The organism is Pedobacter sp. PLR (assembly GCF_026239675.1).
Lineage (GTDB): Bacteria > Bacteroidota > Bacteroidia > Sphingobacteriales > Sphingobacteriaceae > Pedobacter.
Genome location: NZ_JAPIVQ010000009.1, coordinates 245,586 through 268,274, shown reverse-complemented (window position 1 = coordinate 268,274; position 22,689 = coordinate 245,586). Strand labels below are relative to the sequence as shown.

General features: G+C 40.4%; 18 protein-coding genes, 1 tRNA gene and 1 pseudogene. 16 read left to right on the top strand and 4 right to left on the bottom strand.

Translation table 11 applies throughout. The features are described from left to right. The 8 genes and pseudogenes from OQX61_RS21520 to OQX61_RS21485 form a co-directional block, all read left to right on the top strand. A pseudogene (locus OQX61_RS21520) lies at positions 1 to 976 on the top strand (hypothetical protein); the annotation flags it as partial. A 4-nt stretch (positions 977 to 980) separates the two neighbouring features. Next, entirely contained in the window at positions 981 to 2,279 is a 1,299-nt protein-coding gene (locus OQX61_RS21515) for a gliding motility-associated C-terminal domain-containing protein (RefSeq protein WP_265843879.1), read from the top strand. Between the two features lie 39 nt (positions 2,280 to 2,318). Further along, positions 2,319 to 3,290: a type IX secretion system membrane protein PorP/SprF gene (locus OQX61_RS21510; RefSeq protein ID WP_265843878.1), complete on the top strand. Its 972-nt coding sequence runs from the start codon at positions 2,319 to 2,321 to the stop codon at positions 3,288 to 3,290. Between the two features lie 38 nt (positions 3,291 to 3,328). Then, positions 3,329 to 5,269, top strand: a complete 1,941-nt coding sequence (locus tag OQX61_RS21505; RefSeq protein WP_265843877.1) for an OmpA family protein — start codon at positions 3,329 to 3,331, stop codon at positions 5,267 to 5,269. 10 nt (positions 5,270 to 5,279) lie between these two features. Continuing rightward, positions 5,280 to 5,783 (top strand): hypothetical protein, encoded by a 504-nt coding sequence (locus tag OQX61_RS21500; protein ID WP_265843876.1) that lies wholly within the window; start codon positions 5,280 to 5,282, stop codon positions 5,781 to 5,783. Positions 5,784 to 6,505: 722 nt separating this feature from the next. Then, the gene (locus OQX61_RS21495) at positions 6,506 to 7,948 is read left to right on the top strand and encodes a hypothetical protein (RefSeq protein WP_265843875.1); all 1,443 of its coding nucleotides are present in this window, start codon (positions 6,506 to 6,508) and stop codon (positions 7,946 to 7,948) included. Positions 7,949 to 8,006: 58 nt separating this feature from the next. Continuing rightward, positions 8,007 to 8,414, top strand: coding sequence for a helix-turn-helix domain-containing protein (locus OQX61_RS21490; RefSeq protein ID WP_265843874.1), 408 nt, complete (start codon positions 8,007 to 8,009; stop codon positions 8,412 to 8,414). Between the two features lie 57 nt (positions 8,415 to 8,471). After that, positions 8,472 to 8,891 carry a hypothetical protein gene (locus OQX61_RS21485; RefSeq protein ID WP_265843873.1) on the top strand — a complete coding sequence of 140 codons (420 nt, stop codon included), beginning with the start codon at positions 8,472 to 8,474 and terminating at the stop codon, positions 8,889 to 8,891. A 182-nt stretch (positions 8,892 to 9,073) separates the two neighbouring features. On the opposite strand, the gene OQX61_RS21480 is transcribed toward OQX61_RS21485, so the two are convergent. After that, a complete protein-coding gene (locus tag OQX61_RS21480; protein WP_265843872.1) occupies positions 9,074 to 9,388 on the bottom strand; it encodes an HPF/RaiA family ribosome-associated protein in 315 nt (104 codons plus the stop codon). A gap of 190 nt (positions 9,389 to 9,578) precedes the next feature. On the opposite strand from OQX61_RS21480, the gene OQX61_RS21475 reads away from it, so the two are divergent. After that, positions 9,579 to 10,310 carry a carboxypeptidase-like regulatory domain-containing protein gene (locus OQX61_RS21475; RefSeq protein ID WP_265843871.1) on the top strand — a complete coding sequence of 244 codons (732 nt, stop codon included), beginning with the start codon at positions 9,579 to 9,581 and terminating at the stop codon, positions 10,308 to 10,310. Positions 10,311 to 10,515: 205 nt separating this feature from the next. Here the strand turns inward: OQX61_RS21475 and OQX61_RS21470 are convergent. Then, positions 10,516 to 10,588: transfer RNA gene (locus OQX61_RS21470), tRNA-Lys, on the bottom strand. 358 nt (positions 10,589 to 10,946) lie between these two features. Here OQX61_RS21470 and map point away from each other — a divergent pair. The 7 genes from map (at position 10,947) to OQX61_RS21435 (ending at position 19,334) form a co-directional block, all read left to right on the top strand. Beyond that, positions 10,947 to 11,753, top strand: coding sequence for a type I methionyl aminopeptidase (gene map / locus OQX61_RS21465; protein WP_265843870.1), 807 nt, complete (start codon positions 10,947 to 10,949; stop codon positions 11,751 to 11,753). 186 nt (positions 11,754 to 11,939) lie between these two features. Further along, positions 11,940 to 12,485 (top strand): RNA polymerase sigma-70 factor, encoded by a 546-nt coding sequence (locus OQX61_RS21460; protein WP_265843869.1) that lies wholly within the window; start codon positions 11,940 to 11,942, stop codon positions 12,483 to 12,485. Positions 12,486 to 12,577: 92 nt separating this feature from the next. Next, complete coding sequence (locus OQX61_RS21455) at positions 12,578 to 13,270, top strand: hypothetical protein (RefSeq protein WP_265843868.1); 693 nt, start codon at positions 12,578 to 12,580, stop codon at positions 13,268 to 13,270. Next, the gene (locus OQX61_RS21450) at positions 13,254 to 14,474 is read left to right on the top strand and encodes a DUF4374 domain-containing protein (protein ID WP_265843867.1); all 1,221 of its coding nucleotides are present in this window, start codon (positions 13,254 to 13,256) and stop codon (positions 14,472 to 14,474) included. The genes OQX61_RS21455 and OQX61_RS21450 overlap by 17 nt, the downstream gene beginning before the upstream one ends. Positions 14,475 to 14,555: 81 nt before the next feature. After that, on the top strand, positions 14,556 to 16,946 hold the full coding sequence (locus OQX61_RS21445; protein WP_265843866.1) for a TonB-dependent receptor: 2,391 nt from the start codon (positions 14,556 to 14,558) through the stop codon (positions 16,944 to 16,946). 45 nt (positions 16,947 to 16,991) lie between these two features. Then, positions 16,992 to 18,194 (top strand): DUF4374 domain-containing protein, encoded by a 1,203-nt coding sequence (locus OQX61_RS21440; RefSeq protein ID WP_265843865.1) that lies wholly within the window; start codon positions 16,992 to 16,994, stop codon positions 18,192 to 18,194. A 9-nt stretch (positions 18,195 to 18,203) separates the two neighbouring features. Further along, a complete protein-coding gene (locus tag OQX61_RS21435; protein ID WP_265843864.1) occupies positions 18,204 to 19,334 on the top strand; it encodes a PepSY-associated TM helix domain-containing protein in 1,131 nt (376 codons plus the stop codon). A 66-nt stretch (positions 19,335 to 19,400) separates the two neighbouring features. Here the strand turns inward: OQX61_RS21435 and OQX61_RS21430 are convergent, their stop codons facing one another. Continuing rightward, positions 19,401 to 20,414 carry an ABC transporter substrate-binding protein gene (locus tag OQX61_RS21430; RefSeq protein WP_265843863.1) on the bottom strand — a complete coding sequence of 338 codons (1,014 nt, stop codon included), beginning with the start codon at positions 20,412 to 20,414 and terminating at the stop codon, positions 19,401 to 19,403. Between the two features lie 13 nt (positions 20,415 to 20,427). Further along, positions 20,428 to 22,590 carry a TonB-dependent receptor gene (locus OQX61_RS21425; RefSeq protein ID WP_265843862.1) on the bottom strand — a complete coding sequence of 721 codons (2,163 nt, stop codon included), beginning with the start codon at positions 22,588 to 22,590 and terminating at the stop codon, positions 20,428 to 20,430. Between the last annotated feature and the right edge of the window lie 99 nt (positions 22,591 to 22,689).

Here is a 22,689-nt window from a genome sequence, read left to right as displayed (position 1 = left end):
AGGTGTTGCTGGTCCAATAGGAGTAACTGGTGCAACTGGTGTTGCTGGTCCGATAGGAGTAACTGGTGCTGATGGAGTTCAGGGCTTAAAAGGGGATAAAGGCGATATCGGTGCAACTGGCGTTGCTGGCCCAATAGGAGTAACTGGTGCAGATGGAGTTCAGGGATTAAAAGGGGATAAAGGCGATACCGGTGCAACTGGTGTTGCTGGCCCAATCGGAGTAACAGGGGCCGACGGGATCCAGGGCTTAAAAGGAGATAAAGGCGATACCGGAGCTCCTATGACTGCAAGCAACGGTCTAACGTCTGCCAGCGGGGACATTACCTTAGGGGGAACATTAACAAAAGCTACTACAGTGGCAACAAGTTCAACAAACACTTTGGCGGTATCAGGATTGCAGGCGGGAACCACTGCCACTAATAAAATAGTTACAGCAAGTACAACCGGGGTGTTAACTACAGTAGAATTTGGAGAGCATAAGTCCTATACTACAGCGCTAATGAATCTGATAGCAAGCCCAAGCCCTGGAAGAACTATCTATAATTCTACTGAAAAGAGTCTTTATACCTATGATGGAACAAATTGGGTTGGTCAAAATTCACAAACATTTAACAGTTTTTTTAACTCTGGTTTTGAGTTGGCTTTAAATGTAAAAGCAGATCTTACAAACACTTTTACTTTAGCTGGAAAGCAAAATGTAATGGTAACTGCTAGCTTTGTTCCCCAATGCCAAGTTAGTACTTTGAATGGTACTACTTCAGGTGAATGCCTTCTTCTGATTGATGGGGTAGCTCAGGACTCGAGGCGGTATTCTACAATAAACTCAGGCACGGAACTATATAGGTATTCATCAGTGGTAACCTGGTCGGGTTCCTTGAATCCGGGATCGCACACTATTATTTTTCGGGTAATCTATACGGGGGGCAACACGGCCACTAATGCTGAAGACAGAAGAATGGACATTTTTGTGAAATAAGGATATGGAATTATCAACATATAACCTGGCGCGAATCTTAATGTTATTTGCGCTACTTAGTCCTGCTTCCAGGCTTTTAGCACAGTCCGGGACCGGCAGTATGACGGTAGACAATTCTGATGTTCATATCGCAGTTGGAACTACCGAAGTCCGGTTTTCCGAAGGAAGTTATTTTGGCCCTGATTCGCATTGGGAAATAAATGGCACATTGGAGATCTGGAGTAAAGATATCTGGATTGCGCCTGGTGCAACATTTGGCGGAACAGGGAAAATCATAATCTACAATCCGGGATCTAATCCTTTTTATGAAGATATGGCTGCCGGTCCAACTAGAATAGATGGTAATAACGGGGCATTTATTGGAATGTTGGTGGAACATAGAAATGAGGAAAACCTTGTTTTGTATGATCTTGAGGATCCCGGATATGGAACAGTAAATCCGCAAGGGCCTTTGGCAGCAGCATTTAAAATGGGCTCAACCCTTGATCTTTCAGTGAGCAAGGCGGATGTTATTCTAAATGGTAATAACCTCGTTTTTAATACGGAAGGTAAAATAATCAATTTCGGTGAAGACAGGATGGTGGTTACCGGTAACAGTATTGCCGGACATATGGTTAAAGAATATGCCGGCAGTTCTTCCTTCGTATTTCCGGTTGGTATTGCCGAAGGTGATTATACTCCTGCAACATTAAGTCCGCTTGCTGCCGGAACACTTTATGTCGGCGTTCAAAATTATGCAGGCTCCTTTCTTGCAGGGCTTAAATCTGAGCTTGGGATGGATAGAAACTGGAATATCTATGCCTCAAAACCCTTAAAGGTGAACCTGACCTTGCAGCACAATTCAAACACAAACGGAGCATTGTTTAAAGACCCGAATGCTTCCATCCTGAAATTTGCAGGAGGGGACAAATGGGACCTGTTAAAAAGCAGCAATCCATTTTCCGGAGTACATAAAGCTTTAGGGATTGATATAGCACCGGATGTAGCAGGCAATAGGGGTTGGTTTACTAAAAATGGTGTTTCCGATGCAGGCCTTATCATTCCGAATTTATTTACACCTAATGGCGATGGTAAAAATGATGTGTTCGAAATCCGCGGTATTGAGCGCTTTGCACAAAATGATATCATCATTATCAACCGTTGGGGCAACGAAGTATTTAAACAGGGTAATTACAGAAACAGCTGGGCAGGACAGGGTTTAAATGAGGGGACTTATTTCTACGTATTGCGTGTGAAGAATAATTTAAACGAGGATTGGAAAGTGTTTAAAGGTTTCATCACCCTGCTAAGGGCATTTAATTGAGAAATAAGATAGCGTTGGAAAGCTTAGAAAGGATTTAAAATGAAAAAAATACAAATAATTATAGCCGGATTATTAACCCTGGGCGCCGGGCGGGCAAGTGCACAGCAAGACGCCCAGTATAGCCAGTATATGTTTAATGGGATCTATATCAATCCGGCATATGCCGGATACAAAGAGCAGTTGAACTTACATAGTTTCTATAGAAGCCAGTGGACGGGAATAACAGGCGCTCCTAAAAGCATGTCGCTTGCGGTAGATGCCATAGCAAATGATGGTAATGTTGGTTTGGCACTCCAAATCGCAAGCGATAAAATCGGTGCGCAAAGTACTCTTTCGGCCTATGCGAATTATGCTTACCGTTTAAGGTTAAATACAGATGAGACTTCCCGCTTATCACTTGGTATTGGACTTGGCTTTGTGCAGCTGGGGATTGACGGATCAAAACTTAATCCTAATGATTTTGAGGAAGAACAACCGATAGGGATGCAAACTAAAGTTATTCCGGATGCAAGGGTAGGTATTTACTATTCGGATAATAAGTTTTATGCTGGCTTTTCTGCCGATAATTTAATTGCTCAGGCTTCTAAAGTTCAGATGGATGGTTTTATTCTTCAGACTAAACCGCACTATTATCTAACCGCAGGAATGCTTATTCCTTTATCAATGGAGGTGCAACTTAAGCCTTCTTTCTTACTTAAAGATGATCGGGGAGGCCCAACAAGTTTAGATGTCAATGCTTTTGTGCTGTTGTCGGAGAAAGTCTGGCTTGGTGGTTCTTACCGTACAGGTGTTAAACTATATGATAAAAGCTATCTGCAAAAGGATCTTTCTAACCGGAATTCAATGGTAGCCGCAATGGAATTATTTCCAGTCAGTAATCTCCGTATTGGTTATGCTTATGATGTAGCTGTCGGAGCATTACGTGGGTATAGTGGTAGTACTCATGAAATATCTATCGGGTATTATTTCAAAAGGAAAAACACGACGATGCTTAGTCCCCGCTACTTTTAATCAGGTAGGCCACTGTCAATCATTTTAAAAAAAGAAACATGAAAAAAAACTTGCTTATAAGTCTATCTGCCCTGCTGTTGATGCTTAATCTGCCTTTAAAAGCACAGTATGTATTGTATGAAGCAGATGAATTATACCGTTTGTCTAATTATATTAAAGCTATTGATCTTTATGAACAGGCTTATAAAAAGAAAAAGACATTACGCGCCGCAGAGCGCCTGGCTGAGGGTTACAGCATTACAAAAAACTACGTACAGGCCGAAAGCTGGTACGCTATTGCAGCGGGGATGCCGGCCGGTAAACCAAGGCATGTTTTGGGCTATGCTCAGGCTTTGCTTAGTAATAGTAAATACAGAGAAGCCAGGCAACAGTTTCAGCGATATATTGATTTAAAAGGGAAGGTGTCTCCAAAACAAAAGGAATTATGGTTACAATCCTGCGATTCGGCAGTGAAATGGATGCAAAACCCTGTACCTGTTCAAATACAAAATGCCGGAGAATTAAATAGCATCTGGTCGGATTGGGGGGCTGTTAAATTAGCTGGCAATACCATCTTTACTTCAGATAGGGAGCATCATTCTAATGAGCAGGCTAAAGTTGAGAGATCTTTTCTGAAGTTTGATGTAGGGGAGACTCCTGATAAAAAGGTTTATGGACGCACAGGAAACCAATACCTTCGTCTGTACCAAAAGTTAGCTGGAAATGACAGTCTGCAACTTTTTCCGGTAAATGCAGGCGATGCCTACCATGTTGGCGCTGCCAGTTTCGGTGCTGAAGGAGAAAAAATGTTTTTTTCCCTAACCCGGATCCCCGAAAAACTGGATTACCGTAAAGGTAACCTGGCTACAGTAAACGTCGGGGTTTATACCAGCGACTGGTCCAATGAAGAAAGGATCTGGAAAAAACCGCTGGCCTTAAATTTTAACAACATCAGTCAATATGCTGTCGGAGATCCCTTTATAAGTAAAGATGGTAAAACGCTTTATTTTGTTTCTAATATGCCGGGAGGTAAAGGTGGTACGGATATATATATTACGGTTAAAAATGATGCCGGCAATTGGACGGTTCCGGTAAATTTTTATGCGATGAATACGGAATATAATGAGCGTAGTCCTTTTTTGGATGAAGTTAATGATTTCTATTTCAGTAGCGATGGTTACGTCGGGATGGGTGGTTTGGATATCTTTATGTCCAGCCATATCGGGGATGTTTATGGTAAGCCAGTTAACCTGGGGTATCCTTTTAACTCGGCGCAGGACGATTTTGCTTTTAATATCGGTTCAGATGGCGGGAGTTATCTTTCTTCAAATCGGATAGGAGGCCTGGGAAGTGATGATATTTATACGATCACCAGACAAGTTCAGACCTTAAAGCTGGAAGGGAGAATATTGAACAGGAAGACGGGCTTACCAGTTGCTGCTGCACTGGCAACTTTAAAAACACGGGATGGAAATATACTTAAAGTACAGACTGACGAAAAGGGTTCCTATTCATTTAAAATAGATCCGGATATCCCCTATGCTATCATAGCAGAGAAGATCAATTTTCAACGTGCAGATTCTGGCTTTATCACAAAGAAATCTTTGATTAAAGATTTCTATTTAACTCCGGTTGAAATTAATAAGGCCATTAGACTGGAGAATATCTATTACGATTTTAATAAATGGAATATCCGTGAGGATGCTGTAATTGAGTTAGATAAATTGCTGAAAATCCTCAAAGATAATCCAACTATCTGGATTGAAATCGGATCCTATACCGATAGCCGTGGAAATGATGCGTTTAACAGGATCCTATCTCAAAATCGTGCTGCATCTGTTATTCAATATCTCATCTCCAGGGGCATTGATAAGAACAGGCTTACTGCACATGGCTATGGAGAAAGTGAATTGTTGAATCATTGCACCAATGAGGTCAGCTGTTCTGAGACTGAACATCAGCTAAACAGAAGAACAGAATTTAAAATTGTAAAACAATAACTATTTGGTTATGATCAAAGATATTAGAATTCTAAAGGGGAGCGTTAAACCCTGTGCTATTAAGGAATACAAGGTCTTTTGTAGCAAACCAGATCCGTTTTTAAACGATCTGGCTACCCTGATCGCTATCATGATGAACAGCTCAATTGCAGTCATTAATGTGATAGATAAACCTTCTGTATGGACCAGGCGTCGTCAATATAGCAGAGAAAGGAAAGAGGAGGAATCGGGTTCCGCATTCAGTTCCTGCTCCCTGGCAATTTTGAATGGGCAGCTGCTGAATTTCAGAAAAATGGTAGGCATGCCACACCTGTTTTCCAATCCCTTACTTGTCGGAGAATATGGTTGCCAATATTTCGGCAGGGCTTCCATTCATTCAAACAGGGGCCTGACTGTAGGGTCGATTTGTATAGCAGATCCAGCTATAAGAGATTTTACTGCAACGGAAAAATGGAAATTGGAACAGGCGGTTGATCTGGTTAGAACAGAGATGACCAATCGGTATTACAAATGAAATAAGTATTTCGAAGTGTTTTTTATTGACTAATAAATCAAGCTCATGATTAATAAATATGTAATTGTCAAAGGTCACCCGGTTTTATTTTCAAATGAACTTATTCATGCTGAAGTAGTTCGTAACATTGATGGCCTGGATGGCGCGGGTTTTTTTATAATTATAAAGGATAAACAGGTGTCCAGGTTGAACGTAGTTTGCTCAGGGGAGAGTACTTCTCTGTCTGTTAAAAGCAGGCCGGAAATCGATCAGGTAATTATTGCAGATTTTCTGAATATAGCGAAGAACAAAATGGGGACTCCTGAAATGGAGCCTTCGGGTTTTAAATGTAATAAATGTGATCGAAGCTTAGTCAGCAAGGAGTTTCAATTCATTTTTTTTAATCGTGTTCTTAAATTTTCACCCTTAAAGATCCATTGGTGTATAGCATGTAAGGTCAGGAAATGGGGTTGGAGTAATTTAAAAATAGCAAAATAAGACGCATAAAATCATCGTGAATAAGTTGATTGGTCGCTTCTTTAATTGGTCCTAAGTATTAAGTTGGGGGTTGGCCGGGGTTGAGTGATCAATCCCGGTTTTGTCTTTCTTTTGAACTATTTTGGATTCTTCTAAAAACGACTTTTACGAATAAATGAAAAGACAAAATATCCAATGGTACTCTTATAATTCTGGCGCTTAATAAAGCTTGCTTTATCAGAAGTTTTTTTAAGTAGCTTTACATTATGGCCAGACTTTTTGTAATATTATTTTTCATCTTATTTGCTGATAGTGTATTAGCGCAGAAATCTACATCTCAAAATGAAATTGATAAGCGGATACTCAAAGCGCGTATAATATTACATGAAGAGGGGGGCGCTGATAAATTTGTAAAAATAGCTGAAGATATACTAAAAGATTCCAGACGAATCTTATATGCTGAAGGAATAACCAAAGTTTGTATCGGTTTTGTTCAGGCGTACAATAGAATGGGCGAATTCAGTAAAGGTGAAAAATATTTAAAAATGGCCGAAAACGAAGCCTTCTTGAAAACCTCAGGAAAAGACCAGGCTGAAGTTAATTATATCTATGGTCAAAGATATTTGAGAGAAAAGCTATATGATAAAGGAATAGAAAGCTATAAAAAAATGCTTGTACCAGAGGTTATCGCTGATAATTTTTTATATGCCCAAGCCAATCATGGAATCAGTGTTGGTTTTTCCGGATTAAAATTAATCGATTCAGCATATATCTATCGTAAAAGATCATATAATGCCTTTTTAAAAACAAAGAGTCCAGGAGCAAATATCAATTTTGCTGTAGTGGCTACTAATTTAGGAATTGGGTTTACTAAAGCAAAGAAATATGATTCCGCAAAATTTTATCTTGACATAGCCTTGAGTGCTTCTCAAGTAAGTAAAAATCCCTACGCCAAGGCGGCAGCAAAAATAGGCATGAGCAACTATTACATGAAGATAAATAAAAATGATTCTTCAATTATTTTCATGGAGAGTGCTTTGCCCTTGTTTAAGAAAATGAACTTTGTGTATGAAGTTAAGGATCTTTATAAAGATTTGTCTTATTCTTATCGGGCAATCAATAAAGATAAAATGGCGAATCAGTATCTTGATCTACATAATGCCCTTGCAGATAGTTTAGAGGGTAAGAATAATTTATTGGTTGTTGTCAAATCGATGTCTGAAAAAGATAAGCTGCTAGTCGATAAGGAAAAAAGGAAAATGCAGTATCTTATTGGGATAGCGGTTGTCTGTGTTTTTATTGCATTTATGTTTGGTCTTTATCGGTTTAGAATTTATAAAAGAACTCAAAAACATATCATTGAGAAGAAGAATGATTTGCTCAGTTCAATTTCAGAAGCTAAGAGTCAAGCCGAAATTGACTCTTTAGGCTACCTTCTTGAACTTGCAAAGAAAAGGGATCCCGCATTCTTAATGAAATTTAATGAACTTTACCCAAGTTTCCAGAATAGAATGCTGGAAAGATTTCCTGATTTGAACCTTAATGATCTGGAGTTATGTGCCTATCTCAGAATAAATCTGGATACCAAAGAAATCGCCCGGTTTGCAAATCTAAGCGTTCGCTCAGTAGAATCTAAAAAGTATAGACTTAGAAAAAAGTTTAACATTTCTTCTTCAGGAGATCTAACTCTGTTTATTTTGAATATTTAAATAATCAACGGACTTACCTAAAGGTAATTAGCTTATCTTTAGGTAAGTAGTAGGAATTATGTCCTCAGAAGAGCTATATGTCGGTTGTCCTGTACAGCATGCCCGACAGTTTTTAAGTGGGAAGTGGCAGATTGCCATTTTATGGCATTTAAAAGCACAACCGTCAAGATTTGTCGATTTGATAAATATATTGCCAGGGATTAGTGAAAAGGTACTGACACAAGAGCTACGTTTTTTTGAAGAAAGTGGCATTGTGCAAAAGGAAATATTTTTTTGCACTCCAGTCAAGGTGGAATATAGGCTGACCACTCAGGGTCTAACTTTAATCCCGGTTATACAGCAGATTATCCTATGGGCCTACGCCAATTTACAAGAGGAAAAAGCAAAACGCTCAATGAGTTCTACCCCAGCCAGTGTGATCAATGATCTTGAAACTATGCAGGTTTCAGAACGAAATCAAGAGTAGTATTGGTCAAGATAAAAAAAACGATTTCTTATTAAAACTTAACTTAAAACGATTGTCATGGAGTTTGTCGGAATATTATTTGCCCTGTTTTTTGCTATTTTATTAACCGCAGTTTTTAGGCTGGTTTTTAGAAATACCGGGTCCTGGGCTGAATTTTGGTCTTTCTTTGGATTGTTATTCTTTGTTTCGTTTGCTGCGGGGGAATGGGCCGCTCCACGTGGACCTTCTGTTTGGGGATATTACTGGGCTCCGGGATTAATAGCAGCTTTTGTGGTTGGCCTGGTGATTGCTGCTGCTGCTCCTCATTCTACTGCTAAACGAACAAGGAGGTCAAAGCCTAAGAAAGAGGATATAGTTGAAGAAGAAATCAGGGAGTTTGAGGTTGGTGTTGCTGTGGGTGTGTTTGGGACTTTTTACTGGATCCTGATTGTTTTACTGGCATTGATTGCACTTTCGGGTTTAGTGATTAAAATGTAAATATGAACAATTAAAATAGCGGCCATATCGTCTTGGTAGTGGGATTGCCAAAGTAAATAAAGCGTTATTAAAAAAGTACTCACCATAAAAACATGAAACTCCCACAAGAAAAAAACGGAAAAGGAGGCCCTTAAGCCTCCAGCAAGGAAGAAGTGATGTTGACAAAGGTCAATTTACACTTCCTAATGTGTTTTAAGTTTGCCGGCTATTGTTTCCAGCTTGTTTTTTAACTTAGTAATGGCGCCATGAAGGGCTAAGTCATAACTGTTTCCTAAGCTGGAAACAGCAATAGGCTCTCTACCTGAAATTCTTGCCTCTAATAAACAACGTTTATCATCTATGCCTTCCTTACTTCCATTTTCGTCTGATAAATGTACCTCCATGCGGGTAATTAAATCATCGAATTTAGCCAGGCCTTTATTGATTTCATTTTTAATTTTTTCTTCGTATTCCTGATGTATTGTTAGGTTTTTGTCGGTGTTCAGTTGAATAGTCATAGTCTCTTAGTTATAATGTTTATACCAAGTAAACAACAAATACTGCTGATGGTTTTAATAGTTAAATGAATATATTTTGAATGTCTATAAAGAAGGAGAACTTATTTAAGAAGTATTTAGTAGAAAAATCGGAATTTCCGATTAAGATGATCATAGCAAAAATGTCAAAATATTAGTTTAAATTCATGTAATGAATAAGCGCTTAGAAATCAGTATACCCCAAAGCTGCCCAGAGAATTGGGCCAGCATGTCACAGGTCGCAGGAGGAGCTTACTGCTTATCCTGCCAGAAAAAGGTCACTGATTTTACTGCGCTCAATCATAAAGAGATAGAAGAGTGGTTTTTACAGCACAAGAACGAAAAAATATGCGGAAGATTTTATAGTAGCCAGTTAACCGTTCAGGTGGAACACATGCCAAAAGAGGGCGCATGGACTACTCTCAGAACGAAGATCCTTGCCGCCTCAATTCTAATATTCCCTTTCACATTGAAAGCCTCAGGTTTGCCGATAAAAAAGCAAAAAATAGAAGCTGCCCCGGTAAGCGCGCGTACCTCAAACAGCCACTACTGTGATCAGCAAACACTGCCAGAGGATAGCGTAAGGACAATAAAGGGTGTTGTTTTGGATAAGGCTACAAAGGAGGTGTTGCCAGGAGTCACAGTCATCGTAAAGGGTACCAGGATAAAATCTTTCTCTGATAGTAAGGGCAATTTTCAGATCAGCTTTAATCGGGATATTAGTCCTATTCTGGTAACCTCATACATTGGATATCAGACTTTTGAACAGAAAGTACGTAGCGAGGCCGGTAAACCCTTTACAATAGTGCTCGTCTTAGATCAGTCAATATTGGGCGAGGTCTGCATCGTCAAAAAACCTAGTTTCTTAAAACGAATAATCCGACCTTTCAAAAAAAATCTTTAATAAAAGTATGTGAGCCATCCGTTTTCCCCGGAAACCAGCATTTAATGATCGCTTACCCCAACGGCTTGTCTTGCAATCCCTGCTGGTCGTAATTTCTGCACGCTTACTACTAACTGTAATTTTCATGTAAATAGGGGTACTGACACTGATCGTGCGATAAACGAGGTTTAAACAACAAAGGCTTAGATTTCTCTAAGCCTTTCTGTGATCCCGCTGGGATTCGAACCCAGGACCACTACATTAAAAGTGTAATGCTCTACCAGCTGAGCTACGGAATCAATTATTATTTCGTTGTTTGGTATTGCAAAGATATAAATTATTATGTAAAAACTGCCTTCTCGCTATTAAAAAGATGGTTTTGTCGGGTAATGAGCTGTATTATAGCTCAATAATTTTTCAGTTATTTTTCCTGAAGTCAAACTCCTTGAATTTTCCGATAAAGCCATTTTAGGAGTCCTCCAGGCGGTTTTTCTAGTAAATCATTTGACGGTAAGTGTTTTACCTCATTTTCTCATAAATTACAAGGATATGTATATTTTTTTCATAGAAATATCATACTTCCCATATCTTTGTATTTCTAAACATTAAAACAAATCTTCTGAACGGACAACAGGTCGTTCAGTGTTAAATAACAAAATGAGTATGTATAAGACGGATGAGGAAGTTGAGATTCAACGTGAAAGTTGTTTATTGGTAAGTGCTACAATTACAGAAGTGGCGAAGATTCTTAAACCAGGGATCACCACACTATCACTTGATGTAATGGCAGAGCAGTTTATCAGGGACAATGGGGCGATTCCATCTTGTAAAGGTTATCACGGTTTTCCTTATACCTTGTGTATTTCGGTAAACGAACAGGTTGTTCATGGATTTCCAAGTGAATATATCATCAAAGAGGGCGACGTAGTTTCAATTGATACTGTTGTCGCTAAAAACGGTTTCCATGGCGATCATGCCTATACCTTTATCATGGGTGAGGTTAGTCAGGAAGTGTTGGATCTGGTAAGAATCACCAAAGAATCACTATATGTAGGAATTGAACAAGCAGTAGTGGGCAACCGTACTGGTGATATTGGTCATGCGATAGAGCAATATACCTACGGAAATCATGGTTACGGAGTTGTGCGTGAGATGGTAGGACATGGGGTAGGCAGAGAGATGCATGAAGATCCTCAGGTTCCAAATTACGGCAGAAAAGGAAGTGGTAAGAAACTGACTGAAAACATGGTATTGGCGATTGAGCCAATGATCACGATGGGTAGCCGTCATATCTTTACCGAAGAAGATGGCTGGACGATCTCTACAGAAGACGGTTTACCAGCAGTTCACTTCGAACACAATGTATGTGTAAAGAAAGGTGCTCCAATCATTCTTTCCGACTACCGTCCAATTGAAGCCGCAGAAAAAGCAAACGCAAATCTAAATAGTAGCTATTACAGCTAGATTTTCTAAAAGTATTAAAACAACCAAAGGCCGGTCCATTAAAAGGATTGGCCTTTGGTGTTTAATCGACAGAGTATCAGGTTGGTTTTAAATAACAGCAGAGTTGAAGGCTAAATATTTAGCATATTCAGTGTTTATAATTAGTCTAAATAGTATATATTTGCCGCAAGTATTTAGATTTAAACTTTGCCGGAAAACAAAAACATAGCTGTAAATGATACGCCTACCCGTATCAATAGACAAACTTTCGAAACCATTTACAATATGTATTGGGACAAGGTTTACGCAGTATGTTACAATAATATCAGAGATATTGAGCCGGCAAAAGAAATGGTTCAGGACATCTTTAAATCACTCTGGGAACGAAAAGCCGAACTTGAGCTAGAAAACGTAAGCAACTACCTGATTCGTGCAGCAAAGTTCAAAACCTTCGAATACATTCGCAATAAAGTGAGCCGCGAAAAACATATCTGTCTAAAATATCAGGATTGTAGTCACTCTTCCAACTGCACCGAGGAGCACGTGAATTACAATAATCTCAAAGAGAGTGTCAATTTGTTAGTCGATACGCTGCCTTGTCAGTGTAAGAAAGTGTACCGGATGAGTCGGGAACAGGGGATGAGTAACAAAGAAATTGCTGTCGCATTATTAATCAGCGAAAGGGCCGTAGAATACCACATTACCAAAAGCTTAGCTGCCCTCAGACTGAGTCTTTCCAATTATTCTGAATAAAAATAGCTACAGCATTACGGAAAACGCGTTGTTATGCTACTTATATTTTATATAAGTTTGTAATCCCATTTAAACAGGCTTTAAACACCGGAATGAATATCAGTAAAGACCTCATAGAAAAATACCACAGAAATGAATGCAGCACAGAAGAACGTGACGCAGTCGAGGCCTGGTTGTTTTCTAATCATACGGATGAAGGACTTCAATTGCCATTGGGCGAATCTAAAGCGGCACATAAAGCGGATATCTGGAAAGGAATCGAAGATATTCTTCCAAAAGAAGAGCAAGAACACCTTTCTGTAGCCTGTCAGCCCGAAGAAATTCCGGTTGGATTACCTGCAACTGCAAAATTAACCCACAACTTTTGGATGGGAGCAGTAGCAGCTACGATTGTAATCGGGCTAACAGGCTTAGGCGTAGTCCAGTTGCAGAAAAACAGGGAGCAAACAGATCCTGCCCTTGTTTCAGTCAACAATACCTCCACTATAAAGGTTCATCACCTGGAAGTAAACGACTATACCCTTGCGGTTGGCACCAATACTTCTGCTAAAATTGACAACCTCACCGGTGTGGTCGATCTGGCGGGAAGTATACTCATTTCCCCTAAAAAAGACATGACCCTAAGTTTTGAAGGTAGTCCTGAAAAGATCATTTTCAAAAAAGATCAAACCTATATCATACTTAAAGGCAAAGAAGGTACAGATCAGATCATCGTCAGCGAAAAAAACCTGATGGATCTTCCTCCGGTACTGCAAAAGCAAATTATCAATGAATTCAATATCTAAACGCTCGCTCTTTTTTATTTTTATACTGCTGTCCGGCCTTTTTGGATGCAAACCAACGCCTTCAGTTTCCGAAAATGAAGACCAAAACAAATACAGTATTTACATTTTAGGTAAGGACGGAAAGGAATACCTGCTGGAAAGCAATCAGCTGGATTCTGGTCTGTTACTGCCAGAAAAGGATGGTGTTCCATTGAATACCAGAGAGATGGATCGTAGCATGATCGTGAAAAACGGTTATTATTACCACCTCAACAGGAAAAAAGCCGCATTGATAAAATACGCGATAAAAGCAGATCAGCTACAGGAAGTTCAGTCTATGCCCTTAGCACAGTTTTCAATTGAAAACTACCATTGGTTAGGGGGAGATACGTTATTGTTAACCGGCTTAGGCAGGCCGGATTTTAAACAGGTTAAATACAGTATGCTAAATGCCGGCAGCATGAAGCCAATCAGCGAAGGCAATATGGAAATCCCTGTCCCTTCCGGAAGGTTCGACAATATGTCGGTTGGCTTTGTCAAAAAACAGGGTTCAAAGCTATTGGTAGGCTATACTTACCATCAGCAGCTGGGTATATCGAATTATACCACCAGCGATACCACTTACATCACAGCACTGAACTACCCGCAAATGACGGCGGTAAAAACAGTTAAGGACACGCGTTCCACTTATCCCGGAGGCGTAAACACCGTTCAGCTGTCTGCTTTTAATGATGCGCAAGGCGATTTCTATTTCATGGCTTGTCCGGGTATTGCCCTGGGTAACCGTCCGGAATTACCTACTGCAGTCATGAGAATAAACAATGGTGCGACTGTCGCCGACCCTCATTACTTTTTCAATTTATCTTCCGCAATCGGCAACCATGCCTATGGTATGTGGAATCTTGGAGACGGTAAAGCGATAGTAAGAGCAGAGCGGAAAGACTTGTTTAAAGGGCTCGGAGATCATTACAGTACGCCACATTTCGAATTTTATCTGATTGATGTGAAAAATAATAAGGTCCTTAAAAAACTAGCGCTTCCATTGGATAAAGGGACAAGAAGAGAATGTGTGCTGTTAAAGGATAACATCGCTTACATTTCGGTAAACTCATCATCAGAAGGGAATTATATCTGGAAATACGACCTTAAATCCGGTGCTTTAACAAAGGGAATACAGCTTGCCGGCAATACAGATTTCATCCTTAGAATCGACAAACTGAGATAATTCTCTATATTTTTTCCAGGTACACCTTCGGGAATATTGTGGTTATGCTACTAACAGGTATAAATGCACAATATTAAAATAATGACCTACGGAAAAATTCTACTACTCATGCTCTTCAGCACTTTTTCAATTAGTGCTTATTCACAACAAACTACTTCGGGCATCTCTGGAAGTGTAAAAGACGGCAACGAACTGATTACAGGGGCTACCATCTTTTTGAAAGGCACTAAACAAGGTGTCATTTCAGACGGTCAGGGCCATTATGAACTGAAAAATCTGACGCCAGGTACTTACACCATCATCGTTTCCTTTATCGGTTACGAAACAGACAGCAAGCAGGTGGTATTAAAACCTAATCAACAACTTATCCTTAACTTCTCTTTAAAAAAGGATCAGCAGCAACTTCATGATGTAAATATCAATGGAAAAACGAAAACCCAGCAGGTTAAAGAGTCGGGTTTTGCGGTAAATGCCATTGACACGAAGAAATACGCCAACACAACTGCCGATCTTAACCAGATCCTGAACAGAAGTACAGGTGTCCGGATTCGCGAACAAGGTGGATTAGGCTCTGATTTTAAGTTTTCTATCAACGGTTTATCCGGAAAGCAAGTCAAGTTTTTTATTGATGGAATTCCGATGGATGTTATGGGTAGCGCGATGTCTTTAAACAACATCCCGGTAAACATGGCTGAGCGACTGGAAGTCTACAAAGGAGTAGTGCCGGTACAGCTGGGTGCCGATGCGATGGGCGGCGCGGTAAACGTGATCACCAACCAAAAAGTAAGCAATTACCTGGATTTGAGCCATAGTTACGGTTCATTTCAAACCAACAGATCTTCTTTAACCGGACAATATGTTCATCAGAAAACCGGCCTGATCGTTAAAGGAAGTGGATTCTTCAATTCTTCGGAAAACAACTACAAGATGAAAAATGTAGATCTTGTGGTGGGTGGTCAAAGAGATGGAAACTATATCTATGACGTCACCGACGCAGAATATGTTAAAGGAGATGCGAGACGTTTTCACGACAATTACCTTTCTGCCCTCGGACAAGTAGAAGTAGGCGTAACCAATAAAAGCTGGGCAGACGTACTATTTATTGGTGGAGGCTATAATGAAGGTCACCAGGACTTACAAACCGGCTTCGACCAAAACACGGTTTACGGTAAAGTAAGGCGCACTAATTTCGCTAAAAGTGCCACTTTACGCTATAAAAAGGACAACCTGTTCACTGAAGGCCTGAACCTAAGTGCATTTGCAGCCAGATCAAAAGATACTTATAAGACTACCGATACGGTATTCCGCAATTACAATTGGGATGGAAGCTATTATGATAAAGGTTATACGGAGATGGGGAATAGCGTCAAAACGATTAACAACATCGTCAGACCGCGTACCTATGCCATGGCCAACCTGAGCTATGTGATCAACAGTCAACATTCCTTAAACCTGAACTACACGCTTGATCATTTGAAAAATGAGAGTTTTAATCAGCTACAGGTAGAGCGCGATAGCTTGCCGGGAGTAATCAACAAGCAAATCCTTGGCTTTGCTTACCAACAAAATCTACTAGACAATAAGCTATCTAATACCATTTTCGGTAAATATTATCACCTCGGACTGGAAAGGTCTAAATTCATCAGTGGTCGTTATACCATGCAGGATACTACTTTCTCAAACTTCGGTTATGGGATTGCTTCCAGGTATAAAATCACATCAGGACTAGGCGTAAAGGCTTCTTATGAGCATAGCTACAGACTTCAGGAAGCTGAAGAGATGTTCGGTGATGGCTTAAACCTTCAGGGAAATCCGGATTTAAAACCAGAAAGTAGCGACAATGTAAACCTTGGTGCCTATTACGGCTTCCAGATGAACAAGAACGCTTTCTTCTTCGAAGCTTCCGGTTTCTATCGCAATGCCAAAGATTTTATCTTCCCTGTACCTGATGTTCGTTCCAAATTGCTGAAAAATGAAAACCAAAGCAGTGTGCGTATCACAGGATTTGAAACAGAAGCCAGATACAGCTATGCTCAATTGTTGTCATTAACACTTAACCTGACTTACCAAAGTGCGGTAAACACCACCAAAAACGGTCAGACGGAATCAAATAATGTAGAAGGAACCTACCTGAATAAAATCCCTAATCAACCCTGGTTATTTGGTAATGCAGACTTTACCATCGGACAGGATAACCTGCTAGGGAAGGACACTCGTTTACAGTTCAACTGGTTCACACAGTATGTAAACTGGTTCTACCTGACCTGGGAAAGTAAAGGAAATCCAATTGATAAATCAGATATCCCAACTCAGTTTATCCACAATGCTTCTCTGAGTTACTCCCTGAAAAAAGGTAAATACAACATCTCCGCAGAATGTAGAAACTTAACGGATCATCTGGCTTACGACAATTTTAAACTGCAAAAACCAGGAAGGTCATTCTCTGTGAAATTCAGATACTTCATTCAGTAGTTATTAAAATAATAAATAGAATATCAATCTGTTACCTTAATATATATGAATACATTATTTAAATCAAAAGCCAACCTTTTAATGTTCGTGATACTGCTGATCAGCATGAGCGGATGCGAAAAAAGAAACGCAGGAAATGTAGAAGAAGGCACAAAATACGCCGCAATTCTTTGCGTGGGTAGCTGGCCAAATACCGCTTATTACATTTCAAGTATTCCTTCTTTAACCAGTGGAACGATCAGCCTGAAAGGGAATGGCGCAGAAATGACCGGTAAGGTTTATGCGCAAGACGTGATTCAAAGAGATGGTTTTTATTACCACATGAATTCTACCAGTGGTCGCTTTGGAAAGTACCATGTAGAAAACGGTTCCCTGCTTATCGATAAAGAGATTCCATTCGCTTTCCTAAGCTGGAGTTCTTATGCCTGGGCCGACAACAATACCCTGGTTATTTTTGGCGAAGGAAAAGGAGAAGCCCGCTATGCGGTTGTCAAAGTGGACAAGATGACGATCAAAACCGGAAAGCTAGAACTGGAAAAGATTCCGGCCGGATTTCAACAGTATAGCTTCGGATTTGCTCAATACAGAGACAGCAAGTTGTTTCTTGGTTACGGATTTGGCTCTACAGATTGGAGTCTATTCCCGAATATGCCGGTTTATCCGAAAGCTTATGTCGCCGTAATTGACTACCATACGATGGCTGTTGAAAAGAGCCTTGAAGAGACCCGTACTACAGGGTTAGGCAGTTTAAATGTGTATGCACCATCTTCTTTTGTCGATGAAAATAACGATTTGTACTTCATCAGTGACCCGGTATCCGGTTACGATTACAAGTCTCCATCTGCCATGTTCCGCATTAAAAGCGGGGCCACAGAAATTGACAAAGACTATTTCTTTAACTTTTCCGCATCAGCGAATAATGAAAAAGCGCCAGCCATGTGGTATATCGGAAGCGGCAAAGCAATTGTCCGTTCCAGAATTAATGGGGAAAGTATTGATACCGATCATTATTACAGGTTGATTGACGTGAAATCCGGCGCTATGACCAAGAAACTAGACCTTCCTGCGGATAAAGGGGAGCGTATGGTGAATGCGGTCATTGTAGAAGACGGTAAGGCCTTTATCTCGGTAAATGCAGCCGACAGAGATTTTATCTGGCAGTACGATCCTACAACAGATCAATTGACAAAAGGAGTGGAGTTTGTAGGCGGTATCGACTATATCCTGCGCATCGAAAAACTAAAATAACTGACTTAAATGACTTTTAAAAAGATAAATGCCTGGGTTCACTTATGGTTCGGAATCGCTTCCGGAATCGTGGTCGTGATTCTGGGCATCACCGGTTGTATCCTTGTCTTTGAACAAGAAATCAGAAGCATTTCTTCCCCATGGTTGCATGCAGCCGCGGAAGGGAGATCGTTGTTGCCTCCATCAAAACTTTATCAAGCTGTGTCTACTGCGTTGCCAGATAATGAGGTATCTTCTATCTGGTATCATGGGGAAGACCATACAGCTCATGTGACGGTAAATTCAGACTCTACCGTCTTTGTAGATCCATATACGGCCAAAGTAGTGGCCATGGTAGATCATGAGGACTTCTTTCATATCGTGGAAGAAGGTCACTTTTACCTTTGGCTACCGAAAGAAATCGGAGAACAAGTTGTCGGCTGGGGAACGTTCATCTTTTTCATTTTGTTGCTTAGTGGTCTCATTTTATGGTGGCCAAAAAGATGGAATAAGAAGAGTCTGGATCAGAGCTTTAAGATCAAATGGAAGGCGAGATTTAAGCGCCTCAATTATGATCTGCACAATGTGCTGGGTTTTTATTCTATCATTGTTGCCATTCTGCTTGCCGTTACGGGCTTGATGATGAGCTTCCAATGGTTCAATAAAGGGCTGTTCTGGATAGCCGGAGGAACAGATAAGCCAGGAATCGAAGCGGTTTCTGACACTTTAAATAACCCACAGACAAAGATGTTAGTGCAGGTGGATAAAGCCTGGCATAAGGGGATCAATGAGCTTGCGGAGCACAATCCAAAAGACATCATTGTGAGCTTCCCTGAAAAAGCTTCAGAAGCGATTTATGTTTGCACAGACATGTTTAGTGGCACCTGGCGCGATGTTTATCTGGATCAGCATACTTTGGAAGTATTACCAGCCTCTAACAAAAGACTGCTGGATGAAAATGCGGCAGACCTGATCAGAAGGGTAAATTATGGCATCCACGTGGGTGCAATCGGCGAATTGCCAACAAAAATCCTCTTTTTCATAGTCAGCCTGATATGTGCTTCGCTACCAATCACCGGGTTTTATATCTGGTGGGGGAAAAAGAGCAAGTCTAAAAAGAAGGCAGGAAGGTCTAAAATAAAGCAATATCTGCCCGTGTAAAAAAGGGTATTCAATTTTAAAGCCGCTTGATGATTAAATCAAGCGGCTTTTTTTATGTTTCATTTATCAAATGGAGGGAATAAGTGCTTTCCCTTTTTCTCCATAAAGTTTTAAGATGATGAGTTCCACTTGCTTCTTCACATCGACATCCGCTTTTGGATAAGCCCAGTTATGGATGCTGACCGCAGTGCTCAGCGACTTTAACGTATGTGGGTTGTAGAAAAACATCGGCAGCAGGTTATAGATTTGCTTGTTTTTAATGGCTGATACTTCCCCCAATTCCTTTCTCTTGTAGAATTCATTCGGACTGTCATTCCACATAATGATCATATCCGGATTCCAGCCGACCAAAGTTTCGGGATTGATATTGGGTTGATCTAACTCAAAAGTACAGGCATTTTCTACCCCGGCTGCCTCCAGACAAAAGTTCATCATGCTGTTCCGGCCTGCGGTCGAAAATATCCGGCCATGAGCCCAGGAGAAATACGCTTTTTTCTTAGTCTGTATGGAATCCGCTCTGTTTTTCATCGTTGCTAATTCCGCTTTAACATAGGAAACCAACTCATTAGCTCTTTCGGAAGTCCCTGTCAACATCGCCAGATCATGCATCGTTTGAAATACCTCCTGATACTGTTCTACTTTGGTCGTATAAACCTTTACACCAACAGATCGCAATGCTTGCGCGAGGTCTTCCTGAGCAGCTTGCAGAATAACAATATCAGGATTAAGCATCATGATACTCTCGATACTGCCATCACCATTGTTTCCGGGAACCGCCAGCTTTTTTTGCTGTATCCTGTCATCTAATTTGGAGTAAAATGGAAATAATTCGTCACTGTTATAGATGTTGTTAAAAATGCCAACGATCTTATCTTCTGCGTTTAACATGTAAAGCGCATCCAGTGCAGGCTCATATAAGACTACGATTCTTTCTACAGGTTTGTCGAGTTCAATAATGTGCCCCGAAGCATCCTTTACAGTGATGGCTTTCTTTTTCCCGGAATCTACTTTTGTACTATTTGTACAACCGAAGAGGATCATCGTTCCGGCGATGAATAATATGGTGATAATTTTGTTCATAGTCATTTGTTACTTAAAAATTAATACTAAAAGATAGTCTGGCATTTACAGGAGCCTGTTGTACCCAATAGTACATGTCACCGGTTTTATTTCTCCATGCCGTCGAGTAAATTTTTGAATTCAGGACATTGTTCACCAGGAGATTGATGTTGTATTTTTCGTTACTCCAGCCTAGTCCAGTGTCTAGTCTGAATATATCATTCAGCTTATCGGGGGTAGTAGTTGGTATACGTTCCGTTCTTCCCATTAATAGCTGGTATCCAAGTGATACGGTGAATCCCTCTAGTTTTTCTAAGGGTAGCAAATAGTTGATCCAGGTATTTTGAATGTGTTTCACCCGGTTAGGTGTCGCCATACCAATATTTGCCGGATTTAAATCATCTTTGACAATTTTCGAATCTGTATAAGCATAATTGAAAATTACATTCGTGCCCTTTGCAATCCGGCCTTTTAAATCGAACTCTATACCTTTGGACTGGCTTTCACCGGTTTGATACAATAAATTTGAGGTTGGATCTGCTGTGATCAATCTGTTCCTATAGATATTATACAGGGATAATGTGGTATTCCAGCCACCATTTGCCCAATCTTTCTTCATTCCTACTTCATAGCTAGTCCCTTTTAAAGGCTTAAGCGTTTTTCCTTCTACGGAGATGCCGGCCTGGGGAAGAAAAGTCTGGTCATACAAGAAATATAAAGCTGAGCTGTTATTCAGGGAGTAGTTTATACCGAGACGAGGCGTTAATGCCCAATCTTTGGATTGACTCTGTTGGCCATAGTCATTGGTCATTCCATCAGATGCTGTTAAACGTAAACCAAGCGAGACTCTTAATTTTTCGTCTAACAAGGCCAATTCATCCATGGCATATAAAGAGGTATAATTGAGTGTTCTATGGATTTTGTTGGCAGTAGAAAATGTATTGTTTTCTGATCCAAAATCCCCACCAATCCCGTTGTTTAGGATCACTTCGGAATAGACCGGATTAGAGATACTTAGTGGATAAATGGTGGTTGCAGTTCCCCAGGTATCCCAGCTTCTCGATGATTTTCTGTTTACATCAACCCCTGCAATAAAATGGTGACCGATACTTCCGGTTTTGAATGTGCCATTCAGGTAGGCCTGTGTAGAAAAAACGGTGTATTTGTTGGAATCGTAAATCAGATTCCGATCCAAAATATCCTTATCCGTAGGGTTGACTCCATTTACCCAAAATAAGGTGCCATCATAGGCGCTATTCACATAAGAAACCTTAGCGGTTACCTGCCAGTCCTTCCTGAATTTGTGCTGGAAGGTAAGAAATGCATTATGATCTTTTCCGATGAAGGGTCTGGTGGCAGGGTCTGTCATCGTAAAATCTCGCGGAAGCGTACCATAGCCGTATGGAGAGGTTTGCGCCTCACTTAACATCTTGTAATTCAGGTGTTGAAAAATGTATTCCCCGGTTATGGAGGTATTGTCGTTGAACTTGTACTTTAAGGAAGGAGCAAAGAGGAATTTACTGCTGCGATCGTGCTTTAGGAATCCTTTAGCACCCATTCCCATTACATTGAAACGATACTGGAGCTTATTACTCTTGTCTAATTTACCATCCAGATCCACAGCAGCACGAAGCATATTAAAACTGCCCAATAGTATATCTGCACTTTGTCTGGTTCTGCCAGTAGGCTTCTTTGTGACTATATTATAAGAACCGGAAGGGTCGCTCATCGCATGCATAAAATTACTCGGGCCCTTTAGAAACTCCACACTTTCAATGATAGAGACATCGTCGGCCAACGGTCCTTTACCCAATGGGCGCATATCTACACCGTTTCGCTGAGGGCTAATATATCCGCCACGGGAATAAATATCCGGAGATATTCCATTATGAAGTTCTTCCCGGAGTGTTCCACTAACATTGCGGGTCACACTTTCATTTAGATTGTAAACGCCCTGATCTTTAAGTATCTCTGAACTTAGAATCTGAATATTCTGTGGTAATTTTAATAAAGGTGTTGGTAATCGCAACATTTCAGACAATTGAGAAGACTTGTACCTTTTAAAATACTTGGAGAAGATCGAGATCTCGTCTAAGCTCAGATTTTTTAAACTGTCTGGCTGGGTTTGTTGTGCATTAGCTGAAAATGAAATGCTTAATACCACCGCCAGGATAATACGCTTCCTGTGTCTCGTCATGTTTACCTCTTTTATTTATTACAAAGAAAAAAGAAAGAGATTAGGGCGGGATAAGAACTGTATTAAGAGCTGATGAGAACGGGACTGAAACCGCGTAGG

Coding starts and splice junctions, on each gene's coding strand:
- OQX61_RS21515 (WP_265843879.1), top strand. CDS start 981: ATGGAATTATCAACATATAACCTGGCGCGAATCTTAATGTTATTTGCG.
- OQX61_RS21510 (WP_265843878.1), top strand. CDS start 2,319: ATGAAAAAAATACAAATAATTATAGCCGGATTATTAACCCTGGGCGCC.
- OQX61_RS21505 (WP_265843877.1), top strand. CDS start 3,329: ATGAAAAAAAACTTGCTTATAAGTCTATCTGCCCTGCTGTTGATGCTT.
- OQX61_RS21500 (WP_265843876.1), top strand. CDS start 5,280: ATGATCAAAGATATTAGAATTCTAAAGGGGAGCGTTAAACCCTGTGCT.
- OQX61_RS21495 (WP_265843875.1), top strand. CDS start 6,506: ATGGCCAGACTTTTTGTAATATTATTTTTCATCTTATTTGCTGATAGT.
- OQX61_RS21490 (WP_265843874.1), top strand. CDS start 8,007: ATGTCCTCAGAAGAGCTATATGTCGGTTGTCCTGTACAGCATGCCCGA.
- OQX61_RS21485 (WP_265843873.1), top strand. CDS start 8,472: ATGGAGTTTGTCGGAATATTATTTGCCCTGTTTTTTGCTATTTTATTA.
- OQX61_RS21480 (WP_265843872.1), bottom strand. CDS start 9,388: ATGACTATTCAACTGAACACCGACAAAAACCTAACAATACATCAGGAA.
- OQX61_RS21475 (WP_265843871.1), top strand. CDS start 9,579: ATGAATAAGCGCTTAGAAATCAGTATACCCCAAAGCTGCCCAGAGAAT.
- map (WP_265843870.1), top strand. CDS start 10,947: ATGAGTATGTATAAGACGGATGAGGAAGTTGAGATTCAACGTGAAAGT.
- OQX61_RS21455 (WP_265843868.1), top strand. CDS start 12,578: ATGAATATCAGTAAAGACCTCATAGAAAAATACCACAGAAATGAATGC.
- OQX61_RS21450 (WP_265843867.1), top strand. CDS start 13,254: ATGAATTCAATATCTAAACGCTCGCTCTTTTTTATTTTTATACTGCTG.
- OQX61_RS21445 (WP_265843866.1), top strand. CDS start 14,556: ATGACCTACGGAAAAATTCTACTACTCATGCTCTTCAGCACTTTTTCA.
- OQX61_RS21440 (WP_265843865.1), top strand. CDS start 16,992: ATGAATACATTATTTAAATCAAAAGCCAACCTTTTAATGTTCGTGATA.
- OQX61_RS21435 (WP_265843864.1), top strand. CDS start 18,204: ATGACTTTTAAAAAGATAAATGCCTGGGTTCACTTATGGTTCGGAATC.
- OQX61_RS21430 (WP_265843863.1), bottom strand. CDS start 20,414: ATGAACAAAATTATCACCATATTATTCATCGCCGGAACGATGATCCTC.
- OQX61_RS21425 (WP_265843862.1), bottom strand. CDS start 22,590: ATGACGAGACACAGGAAGCGTATTATCCTGGCGGTGGTATTAAGCATT.